This window comes from Paenibacillus sp. F024 (genome assembly GCF_057814255.1).
Genome location: NZ_JBVASZ010000002.1, coordinates 1 through 11678 on the forward strand (window position 1 = coordinate 1; position 11678 = coordinate 11678).

An 11678-nucleotide genomic window follows, 5' to 3' on the forward strand; every position below is an offset into this window, starting at 1 on the left:
ATTACTCTGCAAAATGTATGGACTAAAGACGCTTTTGTAAATCGCATGCGCATGAATGACGAACATCGGAAAGCCGTATGAGGGAAAACTTCACGTACGGTTTGATGAGGAGGGGCTGAAAAAAAAATTCAGTCCTTTACTCTAGAAGCTTCGGCGGCATGACGATTCGGAACGTCTTGATAAATCAGCTGCTGAATCTCGGGAGTTACTTCGGAAGGACTGCCGTCAAAAACAACTCTTCCATGAGACAAGCCAATGATACGGGTGGCATACTGCTTGGCCAATTCGACATCATGGAGGTTGATGAGGGTAATGCGCTTATGGCGACGATGAATCTCCAGCAGGCTGTCCATAATGCTGCGAGAGATCACAGGATCCAGGCTGGCCACAGGCTCATCGCCGAGGATGATCTTCGGGTTTTGCATGAGCAGCCGGGCGATGGCCACCCTTTGCTGCTGCCCGCCGCTTAAATTTTCGACCCGCTGCCCGGTATAGGAGGCAAGACCGACCTGATCCAGAGACTGTAAGGCAAGCTCCCTTTCGTCCCGCGAGAAATATCCAAGCCAATTTTTCCAGGAGCTGCGTGAACCCAGCGCTCCGAGCAGGACGTTCGTAAGAACGGTTAATCTCGGAACCAGATTGAATTGCTGAAAAATCATGCCGATGTTCGTGCGGATGTGCCGCATTTCTTTTTCGGATAACCGGGTGAGCTCGACCCCGTCCCATACGATTCTGCCGCTTGCAGGCTTCACCAGTCGATTGATGCAGCGAATCAGCGTAGATTTGCCGGCCCCGCTTGAACCGATGACGGCAACGAATTCGCCCTGCTTCAATTGCAGGGAAACCTGATCCAATGCAGGAGCAGGGCGACTGCCGTAGGTGACGCTTATATCTTCAATGGAGATGTTCATATCTAACCGCTCCCTTGCAAATTCCTCATGACCAGCCGGTTGTTCAAACAATTAAATGGTTCTTGAACGGATGACTGCACTCAGATAATCGATGACGACGACCAAAATCATGATCATGAGCACATCCACTGCAACCTTCTCGTATTGGAACATTTTAAAATGGATAAAAAGCTGCTGTCCGATGCCTCCCGCACCGATAAAGCCAAGGATTAGCGAGGTGCGGATTGCTACCTCCAACCGGTAAAAATACTGCGACAGCATATTCGGTATAATTTGCGGCAGAATACCGTACAGAGAGATCATGGAGCGGCTGGCTCCCGCCGACTTCAACGCTTCCTGAGGACCGGGGTCCGCCGCTTCCACCAGCTCGGAAATCAGCTTTCCCAATACGCCGATATTATGGAGAATAAGAGCCAAAATGGCGGGAAAAGGACCGAGGCCCACAACCGTCACAAAAATTAAACCGAAGACGATCTCCGGTACGGAGCGCAGGAAGCTAAGCGCGGTCCGCACCGTATTATAAACCAGCGGGGTGCTTAGGTTGCGAGCGGCAAGGAAGCTTAACGGAATGGCGCCGACAATGGCAATGATCGTACCGAGGAAAGCCATCTCCAGCGTAACCAGCGTTTCACGCAAGGCGGAAGGGAAAACCTCCCACGCGGGAGGCAGCCACTTCTCATGGATAAACGTGAACATATTAGAGATGGCCATTAATTTGGATAAATCAATCTGTGTTCCGGCAACACTTCCATAAACAGCCGCAATAATAATCAGCGAAATCAGAAGATTACGCTTGTTGAGCCAAAGCATGAATGATCACCAGCCAATTCTTGTAAGACACTATTTCGTTTTTAAAAGACCCTGCTGCTCCGCGGCCGAGCGAATCGCTTCATAGTCTTTATTCTCCGCTTTGGTAAACCCGCTTGCGCCGAATGCATGAAGAATGTCCGCATCCTGTACGCCTAGGAATGCTTCTCTTAATTGCTCGATGGTTTGTTGATCGGTGCCTTTTTTCACGGCCCATGGATACTGGAACAGATCTTCCGATTTCCAAATCACTTTGATTTGATTTCCGTCCACCTTTTTCTGTTCGACGAGCATATCATAAATCGCGCTGTCAATCGCTCCGGCATCGACTTGCTTGTTTTGTACGGCGAGTGCCGTTACATCATGAGATCCGGTAAAGCGGACCTCCTTAAATTGATGGTTGTTCGGATCGGTATACACTCCGCGGTTTTTTAGCTCGATCCCCGGTATAAGAGACCCCGAAGTGGAGTTGGGATCGCCGAAGGCGAAGCTGGTATTTTTAGAATCCTTCAGCAGATCATCAAGCGAATTCCAGGGATGATCCTTATGAGTGATGATATAGGAGTGATAATACGGCTTTCCTTTAATAAGCTGCGTCACGATCGCTTCCGCACCGCTGTCATGATGTGCAATAACATATGTCAGAGGGCCGAAATAAGCCATATCGACCTGACCGAAATTCATCGCTTCAACCACTCCGTTATAATCGGGATACACCTGAATCGTTACGTTGCGGTTTAATTTTTCCTTCAGGATTCCAGCCAGCTTGTTCATGGCAATCTGCATATCTCCCTGATTTTGTACCGGGATGACGGCAATTTTAAATTCAGCCGCGGCTTGACCGGCACTTTCCTTGGTTTGGCTTGCGCAGCCTGCGGCCAGCGCAAAAATCATGGCAAGCATGATCAGTATAGCAACTTTTTTTCCTTTCCAGTTCATCCTATAGCTTCCCCCTTGTGCTATGAAATTCATTACCATCTTTATGATGACAATGAATCAATAATGTAATGAAAAATTATCATGAACAAACGTAACATGATTAGCCGCAAAAAGCAAAGAGTTTGAATATCATGATATTTGAGAAAAGGAAAAAAAATCGGTAAGATAAATCACATGGACTTTGATGATATGGAATGTAAAGAGGGGGAAACGGGAGTGACGGACATCAGTGCAAGCCAAAGGAGCTTGCTTAGGGCCATACCTGCAATCCATCGGCTTATTGAGCAACCATTAGTGGTGCGGTTCAGAACGGAGCTCCATGTTCCCCATGAATTGATTGTCGGCAGTGCACAACAGTTAACGGAGGAATGGCGCAAGAAAATTCTGAAGGATACCTTGCCGATAATGACTGAGCAGGAGCTGTTTGAGCAGATGAGCAAGGATTTGCATCAAAAAATAACGGAGTGGCTGTCGCCGCGTTTACGCAGAGTGATCAACGGAACAGGCGTAGTCTTACATACAAATCTTGGACGGGCGCTGCTGAGTGAAACAGCGATAAAACAAGCGGTGGAAGCTGCAGCGTATTATTCCAATCTGGAATATGACATTCCAGCAGGGGAACGGGGATCGCGGCACAGCCATGTGGAGGCCTTGATCTGCAGGCTTACCGGTGCCGAAGCAGCTATGGTTGTCAATAATAATGCGGCCGCCGTTTATCTGATATTGCGAGAGCTGGCTAAAAATAAGGAAGCGATTGTATCCAGAGGACAGCTGGTGGAAATCGGGGGATCGTTCCGCATATCCGAGATTATGGCGGAGAGCGGAGCCAGACTTGTTGAAGTAGGGACGAGCAATAAGACCCATCTGTATGATTACGAACGGGCTATAAATGATCAAACCTCGCTGCTCATGAAGGTGCACACGAGCAACTTTCGAACCGTAGGCTTTACAAGCACGGTGTCCGTTCAGGAGCTTGTTGAACTGGGGGCCAAGTACCGGATTCCTGTATATGAAGATTTGGGAAGCGGTGTGCTGTACGACTTGAGGCCATATGGAATCGGTGATGAACCGTTGGTTCAAGAGGTTCTCGAAGCCGGGGCGGATCTCGTATCGTTCAGCGGAGACAAGCTGTTGGGGGGGCCGCAGGCGGGAATCATTGCCGGAAAGAAACAGTGGATCGACAGATTAAAGAAGAATCAGCTGGCGAGAGTCTTGAGAGTGGATAAAATGACGCTAGGCGCATTGGAGGCTACCCTACGCCTCTACCTGCTTCCGGAGCAGGCCAGACAAGAAATTCCTGCTCTGCGGGATATTTTGATGCCCCTTCACGAAATTGAAGAAAAGGCCAGCCGTTTCATCGCGACTGTCGGGACCGATACGGGAATCGACATGAGCTTGATCGACGACGAATCGGCTGTCGGAGGCGGCACCCTGCCTGGAATCACCCTGCCTACAAAAGCGGTAGCCCTCAAGCTCCCGGGTCTACCAGCACATCATCTGGAGGAAAAGCTTCGGTCGGGTACGCCTCCAGTCATTGTACGTGTAGTAAAAGATCAGGTGCGCATCGATTTTCGCACGGTGATGACAGAGGAGCTTGATCTTTTGGCGCAAGCCGTTCGGAGCGCCTTCGGAAATAACGATAATATCGTTCAAGGATGAATTCTTCTGATTTCCTTGGTGAACGTTTCAACCAGCGGATGGGAAATGCGTGTCTCATGGGCAGCCAAATAAAAGCATCGATCCGTCGGAAGCTCATATAAGATCGTCAGAGTCGACTTCATAAGCGTTTGAGCAAAGCTCCAGTGGGAAACAAAGGAGATTCCGATTCCGGCCTCTACCATGGCAAGGATTGATTCCGTGCTGGTAACCTCCGCCACGTAATGAAGCTCCTCCGGACGGATACCGTGTTCCTTAAAACACTTGTCCATTGCTGCACGGGTGCCCGATCCTTTTTCCCTCACGATGAGCGGCCATTGCTTGATGTCTTCCAGCCTCGTTAAGCGTTGTTCCGGACGGTTTCCGACCAGGACAAGCCGGTCTTCCGCGATGCTTTGCGCGCGAATATGCGATTGCTCAGGCTTGCTGCCCACCACAGCCAAATCAATTTGCTTGTTCTCCAGCCTGGATAAGATCGCGGAAGAATCGTCAATCAGTACGGAAAATTCCACCTTCGGATATTGATCTTGAAATGATTTTATAATTCGCGGTAAAAGATACGTACCGGGAATGGTGCTTGCACCGATCTTCAATGTGCCGCTAAGCTCCTGCTTTAGTTCATGACATTCATGCAGGAGCTGTTCCCACTCCGCAAGTACCGATAAGGCTCTGGAGTAAACGATTCGTCCGGCCGGAGTCAGCTCGACAAAGGACGTGTTCCGGTTCAAAAGCTGTACGCCGACCTCCTGCTCCAACGCCTTAATCTGCCGGCTTATTCCTGATTGCGTAACATTCATCATTTCTGCCACTTCCGAAAAGCAGCGGCGGTCCGCCACATAAACGAAGGTTTGCAGCCGTTTCAGATTCATATGGCTTTCCTCCTTTGTTGAACATATTATACCTTATTTCCGGTCCGGTATTGAATCGTTCTTAATACGGACGCTTTGTTTCATCATCGTGACCGCTGTATAATATTATTTATCGAAAAATCCGGAAGTGGGAATAATAGAAGCAGTTTCTTTCAAGGAGGTGAATCTAATGGCAAAAACCATTACCTCGGCCGAATATGATACCCTTGTGAAACAGGCGACAAAGCCGGTTGTCCTTGAGTTCGGTGCGGATTGGTGACCCGGCTGCCGTCAACTGAGACCGGTGGTCTCAAAAGTATCGGAACAGGATAAGGACGTTGATTATTACTATGTGGATGTGGATCAGTCTCCGGAGATCGCAAGTCAATTCGAGGTGCGAAGCATCCCCACACTGGTATTGATCAAAAACGGGAATGAAACCAACCGTTCTGTCGGCTTTATTCCCGAGGCTAGAGTCAAGGAATTCGCACACTCTTAAGGGAAGATAAAGAGACACGATCCAAGACGCGATCCGTGTCTCTTTATTTCTGAGTTTAGAATAACCCTAACAAAGGATGTAGAAAATGAAAGTTGTCCTGGTAACACCGAATTATCATCAGCCGCGGGGAAACACGGTGACCGTCGAACGGATATCCGGGGGGCTGCAGGATTTGGGGATCTCGACGGAGATTGTCTCTATAACCGAGAGCACTCCTTTTCCTCCGCTTCCGCAGGCCGATTTAGTCCATGGTTTTAATGCCTATCAATTTTATAGATTTTGGACTCATCGGGGTTCGTCCGCTTGTCCGTATGTCATTACATTGACGGGAACAGATCTCAATCATTCCTTGTTTCATACAGAAACAAAAGAGGCAGTTATCCAATCCTTATACCGTTCGAGGGCTATTCATGTATTTAATGAAGAAGCAAGAAGATTACTATGGCAAACCGTACCCGGCCTGCAGGATAATACATATTTAATTCCCCAAGGAATCCGTATATTTCCCCCTGCAGCAGATCAAGTGAAGAAGGAAGACGGCACCTTTCTTTTCGTTCTTCCGGCAGGCATCCGCAAAGTAAAGAATATTCCCGCGGCGATTTCGATGCTGGCTTCGCTTTATAAACAGGACCCAAGCATTCGCCTGTGGATCACCGGTCCGATTCTCGAGCAGGAGGAAGGCCGTAAGGTAAGGAGCATGGTTGAGCAAAACGCCCATTGGGTCCGATATTTCGGTCAATTACCCCACAGGGAAATGGGCGAAATTTATCGATGTGCCGATGTGGTATTGAATACTTCCCTTTCGGAAGGCCAGTCCTCTGCCATACTGGAAGCCATGTCCATGGGTGTTCCCGTTGTTGTTTCGGATATAGCGGGGAATCGGGATATCGTACCGCATGGGAAAGTGGGATTTGTATATGGAGATGAACGGGAATTTGCACAATATGTACGTCGTCTGATGGAAAGCAAACCATTAAGAAGCGAAATGGGAGCTCTGGGAAAGGAATATGTTCAGGTCCATCATTCCTTCGACGCGGAAATGCAAGCGATTGTAGGCATGTACCGGCAAATTCTTAAATAATACAGTTTTCTTTGGAAGAAGGCGATAGGGATGAAAAAGAAGACTCCGTGAGTGGCAAACCAATTTGAGGTCGTGTACGACCGAAAAGATCGTCAAGTCATTACCCGTTCCTACGAATGGACCCGAATCCGTCAAAAATCAGTCGTATTAACCTTCGATGACGGGCCTGGCAGGTGTTTACCGCAAATCCTTGATATTTTAAAAAAGGAGAACGTTCCGGGGGTCTTTTTTTGGCAGTCTCGTCTTTTACATCCCCTTCGTCCTTGGAGAAGGGTCGTTGAGGAAGGACATCTGATCGGTTCTCATTCATGCAAGCATTCGGATCTGCGCAAAATGGATAATTCGGAGCAATATCATGATTTGTTCCATAGCAAGCAAAAGCTTGAAAACGTGACGGGGCAGACGATCCGGTATTTCCGTCCTCCGTTCGGCCAGTATGACGCTTGCACTTTAGAGGCTGTCAGGGAATTGGGTATGGTGACCGTGATGTGGAGCACGGCATCGTTTGATTGGGAATTAAAGGAGCGGCCTGAGCAAATTGTGTTCAATGTGGTTTCCCATCTGGAGGAGGGAGCCATTATATTGCTTCACGAATTGCCGCAAACGGTGCGTGTTCTGCCTGAGTTGATCAGGCAAATCCGTAATGAAGGCTATTCATTTACATTATTGTAACGTCCGCATGGAGGTAGGTGTCTTTGCAGCCAAGCTTCGGTGAGCTGGCTTCCGAGGGCACCTTTTTCATGAAATGGGGTTGGCGAGACTGTGTGGGAATCGAACCCACCGGAGACGGCACGCGCCTCCCAAAAGGTTTTGAAGACCCAGGGGGACACCAGTACCCCAACCAGCCCCATGCTTTAAAGGGATAAAAACGGTTTTCCATTGAAAACATCTCTTCGGTATTATAGTACAAAACTTTTGAACAAACAAATCACAGCGGTTAAGAACTTTCATACCCTGCTCGTAGTTTGTCTGATTTTCAGTATATAATGCAAGAAGAGAGAGGGGTGATGGAGGTCGTCCCCTTGTGGCTGATATAAAGAGGTGGGAATGAATGAATATGTCCATGAGAAGCTATAAAATATTGACGATTTTACTGCCTCCGCTCATTATTGGCGGCTTTGAGTACATCCGGCATGATTTTTTGCTGAATGTCATTTCTATGGAAGCGGGCAATTTCTATATGACCCTGCTCACGCTTTTACTCTCCTATTTGTTCGGAACGTGGATGTTCGGGCGGATCCAGAGCATGAACGAGAAGCTGGCGGAAGAAGAGGCCAAGCGGGCCGTATATGAAGAACGGGAACGGCTGGCGCAGGAGCTGCATGACAACATTGCGCAAATTTTGTTTTTTATGAATGTACAGCTAAAAAAGGGGCAGCTGGATGAGGCGCGCTCCGCCGTATCGGAGATTGACCATCATCTGCGGCAGGCGATTTTTAATTTACGGACGGTACCGGAAGAGGGAGCCAATTTCATCACAAGGCTGCAGACTTGGCTGGAGGAGTGGAGCGGCATGAGCGGCATTGCCGTCGAGCAAAAAATCAGCGTGCCGGAGGATAGTATTCCGCCGGCTGCGGAGGTTCCTCTGTTCTCGATTATCCGCGAGGCGTTTACAAACATTCGCAAGCATTCCCAGGCGGACCATGCCTACATTGAGTTTGTAATGCGTGAGGACGAAAATGGCTGGAGCTTAAGGATTAGCGATAACGGCAAAGGAGCGAATTATGATGTGGAGGAGCAGCCTCAGCGTTACGGGATTTCCATCATGCGCAAACGGGCTAGAGAGCTGGGAGCAAAGCTGGACATCACAACAGAGGCGGGTCAAGGTCTGGAGCTGACGGTTACCGGGCCATTACTTGAGGAACAGGGAGGGAGAATATCATGAATTACCGTGTACTGATTGCAGATGATCATCCGCTTGCACGCAAAGCCGTCCGCACCCTCATTGAGGGTGAGAGCGGCTTCGAGTGGATTGGTGAAGCCCGCAACGGCCTGGAAGCCGTTGAGCTTTGCGGCAAGCTGCTGCCGGATCTCGTACTGATGGATATCCAAATGCCGGAGATGGGGGGGCTTGAGGCAACGAAGCGGATTAAACAGCTTTATCCGCAAATCCGTGTGGTCATGCTTACCGTTTCCGATGATGTGACGGATTTGTTCACCGCCATCCGCTATGGGGCACAAGGATATCTGCTCAAAAATATGGATCCGGACGATTGGATCGTGTATTTGCACGGGCTGCTCGATGATGACAGCGAAATCTCCCGCAGGATGGCGGACAGGCTCTTTCATTCGTTCCGTTCGGCGGACGCCAGTGTGAGCGATGTACAACCCGGTGTACTGTCCCAGCGGGAGTGTGAAATATTAAGCTGCGTAGCCAGCGGCCAAAGCAACCGGCAAATCGCGGAAACGCTCATTATTACGGAAAATACGGTGAAGAATCATATCAAGAACATTTTGGCCAAGCTGTCCCTCGACAACCGGGTGCAGCTGACAGCGTATGCCGTCCGTCACGGGCTGACACAGATCGGACAAAAAAACGGGCGAAAATAGCCCGATCGAGTCATTCTTTCCAGCAACGGTTTGGTATACATTACATATGGATATAATGACCGCTATGAAAGAAGGGATACCATATGAGAAAAAAATGGCATATTATGCTGGTATTATGCCTCTTCTTATCGCTTATGACCGGAGGAATAGCCAGCGCGCACGTCACTGTGCTGCCGAAAGAAACGACACAAGGGTCTTACGAGAAGTTTGCCGTCAGGGTTCCGACGGAGAAAGATGTGCCGACAGTGAAGGTGGAAGTGAAGTTTCAGCTGGATGCAGTCACCATCTCCCGTTTCGAGCCGAAGCCGGGCTGGAATTATGAGCTGACAAAAGATAACGACGGTAAAATTACCGGCGTCATTTGGACGGCAACGGGCGAAGGTCTCGGACCTACGGAGTTCGGAGAATTTTACATGCAGGGTAAAGTAGCCGATAACGCTACAGCTATTCAGTGGAAGGCTTATCAAACCTACAAGGACGGCAGTGTCGTTGAGTGGGTAGGCGCGGAAGGCTCGGATAAACCTGCTTCCGTTACCAAGGTAAATGCCAAACCGGCAGGAGCAGCCGCGGACAGCCACGGCCATTCGGCACCTGCTGCAGATGCAGGAACGGCTCATGGCAGCGATGCCGCAGCACCGGCGGCAGGAGCACCAGCAGCATCCGCAGCGCCGCTGTACTTGTCCATTGCCGCTCTCATTCTTGGCGCACTGTCCTTCATCGTTTCCTTATCCCGCAGAAAGCGCTGATCCTTTACACCATCGGCCCGTCTCCAGCATTGGAGACGGGTTTTTCTTGGTTGCAGAGTCCAATATGGAGCAGAAAAGTTCTTTTCAACAAAACATATCATAAAAATGCAGCCAGTAGGGGATGCTGGGTTTAGACTTGATCATTTACCAATTCGGGGGGAATCTACGGAGATGCTGCTGCGTTTACGGAACAAGAAATATGCTGTGCTGCTGCTTGTCTGCCTGCTCATGAGCATGACAGCCGCAGGCAAGGTCTTTGCATTTGGGGAAGGCGCACAAGGGCCGGACGTTTATGCCGTCCAGGGGATGTTAAAATCCCTTGGATATTATCAGGGGAAAATCACAGGTTATTACGGGCCCGACACAGTCAACGGCGTCAAGGTGTTTCAGAAGGCTAACGGGCTTCTGGCTACAGGGGCAGTAGATGACAAAACGTTACAAGCGATCCTGTGGGCCTATGGAAATTTGAAAGTTCCGAAGAAGCCGGCCCCTGTCCCGGAACCTGCACCGTCACCAAAGCCGGACCCGGCGCCTAATCAGAAAACGCCCGAGCTTTCGTCTGAAGAGCAGCAGATGATCGACTTGATCAATAAGGCCCGATCCGATGCCGGATTGTCCCCGCTTGCGGTCGATCTGGTGCTGTCCAACGTTGCGCGTTTGAAAAGCCAGGACATGGTGAATAACAATTATTTTTCCCACGAATCTCCTACGTACGGATCACCTTTTGACATGATGAAGCAATTCGGATTTCGGCACCGGACTGCCGGAGAGAATATCGCCTGCAATCAAGACGCGGCGGGAGCTCATCAAGCGTTAATGAATTCCGAAGGACACCGGGCGAATATTCTAAGCAAAGACTTTACCCATATCGGCATCGGTGTCGCTGACGGCGGTCCCTGCGGCAGGATGTTTACTCAGCAGTTTATAGCCAAATAACACAGGAGCAAACATCCCTGAAGCGCTCGAAGCTTCAGGGATGTTTGCTAAGACGGACGCAAACCGCTTCATACGGTTCGAAATATCTGATATTTATTAAGGAGATGAATTTTTGCACAGCGGCATTTCCTTAAAGAGGCTGATTAGTGTAAAATAGGAGAACAAACCGAATTAGGGAAAGAGGGGTGCAGGTTTGGCATCGAAGCTTTTTAAGGAATTTAAAGAATTCGCTGTAAAGGGAAATATGATCGATCTGGCCATCGGTGTCATTATCGGCGCGGCTTTCGGGAAGGTTGTCACGTCAATCGTGAAAGACGTAGTCATGCCTCCCATCGGATTGCTGCTCGGGAGGGTCAATTTTTCGGATTTGTTCATCAGTCTGGATGGTATGTCGTATGCATCGCTCAAGCAAGCTCAAGATGCAGGCGCGCCTACGCTAAATTACGGACTTTTTATCAATAATTTTCTAGACTTTCTTATTGTTTCTTTTGTGATCTTTATGGCTGTGAAGCAGCTCAATCGTTTGCGCAGAAAGGAAGAGGCCAAGCCGGAACCCCAACCAACCACGAAGGAATGTCCGGAATGCTTGTCCGAAATCCCCTTGAAAGCGGTCCGCTGCAAATATTGCACTGCAATCCTTGAAGGTAAAAATGAACTAAACTCGTCAAACTAAGAAATGGCAGTGGATTGTTTTCCTTTGGGGTG

At 49.3% G+C, this 11678-nt stretch carries 13 protein-coding genes and 1 tRNA gene; 9 read left to right on the forward strand and 5 right to left on the reverse strand.

Annotated elements, in window-relative coordinates; translation table 11 throughout:
* Nucleotides 1–128 precede the first annotated feature (128 nt).
* The 3 genes from phnC to phnD are packed head-to-tail and all read right to left on the reverse strand — an operon-like array spanning nucleotide 129 to nucleotide 2657.
* Complete coding sequence (phnC, locus tag ACZYR9_RS03850) at nucleotides 129–911, reverse strand: phosphonate ABC transporter ATP-binding protein (RefSeq protein WP_488977149.1); 783 nt, start codon at nucleotides 909–911, stop codon at nucleotides 129–131.
* Nucleotides 912–962: 51 nt separating this feature from the next.
* Nucleotides 963–1721, reverse strand: a complete 759-nt coding sequence (gene phnE / locus ACZYR9_RS03855) for a phosphonate ABC transporter, permease protein PhnE (protein WP_488977150.1) — start codon at nucleotides 1719–1721, stop codon at nucleotides 963–965.
* Between the two features lie 30 nt (nucleotides 1722–1751).
* Nucleotides 1752–2657, reverse strand: a complete 906-nt coding sequence (gene phnD / locus ACZYR9_RS03860; RefSeq protein ID WP_488977151.1) for a phosphate/phosphite/phosphonate ABC transporter substrate-binding protein — start codon at nucleotides 2655–2657, stop codon at nucleotides 1752–1754.
* Between the two features lie 216 nt (nucleotides 2658–2873).
* Between phnD and selA the strand changes: the two genes are divergently transcribed.
* Entirely contained in the window at nucleotides 2874–4316 is a 1443-nt protein-coding gene (gene selA / locus ACZYR9_RS03865) for an L-seryl-tRNA(Sec) selenium transferase (RefSeq protein WP_488977152.1), read from the forward strand.
* On the opposite strand, the gene ACZYR9_RS03870 is transcribed toward selA, so the two are convergent.
* Complete coding sequence (locus ACZYR9_RS03870) at nucleotides 4307–5182, reverse strand: selenium metabolism-associated LysR family transcriptional regulator (RefSeq protein WP_488977153.1); 876 nt, start codon at nucleotides 5180–5182, stop codon at nucleotides 4307–4309. The genes selA and ACZYR9_RS03870 overlap by 10 nt on opposite strands.
* A 274-nt stretch (nucleotides 5183–5456) precedes the next feature.
* Here ACZYR9_RS03870 and ACZYR9_RS03875 point away from each other — a divergent pair, with 274 nt between their 5' ends.
* From ACZYR9_RS03875 to ACZYR9_RS03885, 3 genes are all read left to right on the forward strand, one after another.
* On the forward strand, nucleotides 5457–5660 hold the full coding sequence (locus ACZYR9_RS03875; RefSeq protein ID WP_488977392.1) for a thioredoxin family protein: 204 nt from the start codon (nucleotides 5457–5459) through the stop codon (nucleotides 5658–5660).
* A gap of 85 nt (nucleotides 5661–5745) precedes the next feature.
* Nucleotides 5746–6741 (forward strand): glycosyltransferase, encoded by a 996-nt coding sequence (locus ACZYR9_RS03880; protein ID WP_488977154.1) that lies wholly within the window; start codon nucleotides 5746–5748, stop codon nucleotides 6739–6741.
* Nucleotides 6742–6792: 51 nt separating this feature from the next.
* Complete coding sequence (locus ACZYR9_RS03885) at nucleotides 6793–7413, forward strand: polysaccharide deacetylase family protein (RefSeq protein WP_488977155.1); 621 nt, start codon at nucleotides 6793–6795, stop codon at nucleotides 7411–7413.
* A gap of 80 nt (nucleotides 7414–7493) precedes the next feature.
* Here the strand turns inward: ACZYR9_RS03885 and ACZYR9_RS03890 are convergent.
* A tRNA-Sec gene (locus ACZYR9_RS03890) sits at nucleotides 7494–7590 on the reverse strand.
* A gap of 208 nt (nucleotides 7591–7798) precedes the next feature.
* On the opposite strand from ACZYR9_RS03890, the gene ACZYR9_RS03895 reads away from it, so the two are divergent.
* The 5 genes from ACZYR9_RS03895 to mscL all read left to right on the forward strand — a co-directional run bounded on the left by ACZYR9_RS03895 (nucleotide 7799) and on the right by mscL (nucleotide 11646).
* Nucleotides 7799–8626, forward strand: coding sequence for a sensor histidine kinase (locus ACZYR9_RS03895; protein WP_488977393.1), 828 nt, complete (start codon nucleotides 7799–7801; stop codon nucleotides 8624–8626).
* Nucleotides 8623–9291 (forward strand): response regulator, encoded by a 669-nt coding sequence (locus ACZYR9_RS03900; RefSeq protein WP_488977156.1) that lies wholly within the window; start codon nucleotides 8623–8625, stop codon nucleotides 9289–9291. The genes ACZYR9_RS03895 and ACZYR9_RS03900 overlap by 4 nt, the downstream gene beginning before the upstream one ends.
* Before the next feature lie 83 nt (nucleotides 9292–9374).
* A complete protein-coding gene (locus ACZYR9_RS03905) occupies nucleotides 9375–10037 on the forward strand; it encodes a YcnI family copper-binding membrane protein (protein WP_488977157.1) in 663 nt (220 codons plus the stop codon).
* Nucleotides 10038–10208: 171 nt separating this feature from the next.
* Nucleotides 10209–10973, forward strand: a complete 765-nt coding sequence (locus tag ACZYR9_RS03910; protein ID WP_488977158.1) for a CAP domain-containing protein — start codon at nucleotides 10209–10211, stop codon at nucleotides 10971–10973.
* Nucleotides 10974–11166: 193 nt separating this feature from the next.
* The gene (mscL, locus tag ACZYR9_RS03915; protein WP_488977159.1) at nucleotides 11167–11646 is read left to right on the forward strand and encodes a large conductance mechanosensitive channel protein MscL; all 480 of its coding nucleotides are present in this window, start codon (nucleotides 11167–11169) and stop codon (nucleotides 11644–11646) included.
* The last annotated feature ends 32 nt before the right edge of the window (nucleotides 11647–11678 follow it).

Bases quoted from the DNA above. Each gene is read 5' to 3' on its own strand.
- phnD (WP_488977151.1), bottom strand. From the start codon at position 2,657: ATGAACTGGAAAGGAAAAAAAGTTGCTATACTGATCATGCTTGCCATG.
- ACZYR9_RS03910 (WP_488977158.1), top strand. From the start codon at position 10,209: ATGCTGCTGCGTTTACGGAACAAGAAATATGCTGTGCTGCTGCTTGTC.
- ACZYR9_RS03895 (WP_488977393.1), top strand. From the start codon at position 7,799: ATGTCCATGAGAAGCTATAAAATATTGACGATTTTACTGCCTCCGCTC.
- ACZYR9_RS03880 (WP_488977154.1), top strand. From the start codon at position 5,746: ATGAAAGTTGTCCTGGTAACACCGAATTATCATCAGCCGCGGGGAAAC.
- ACZYR9_RS03900 (WP_488977156.1), top strand. From the start codon at position 8,623: ATGAATTACCGTGTACTGATTGCAGATGATCATCCGCTTGCACGCAAA.
- ACZYR9_RS03870 (WP_488977153.1), bottom strand. From the start codon at position 5,182: ATGAATCTGAAACGGCTGCAAACCTTCGTTTATGTGGCGGACCGCCGC.
- phnC (WP_488977149.1), bottom strand. From the start codon at position 911: ATGAACATCTCCATTGAAGATATAAGCGTCACCTACGGCAGTCGCCCT.
- ACZYR9_RS03905 (WP_488977157.1), top strand. From the start codon at position 9,375: ATGAGAAAAAAATGGCATATTATGCTGGTATTATGCCTCTTCTTATCG.
- phnE (WP_488977150.1), bottom strand. From the start codon at position 1,721: ATGCTTTGGCTCAACAAGCGTAATCTTCTGATTTCGCTGATTATTATT.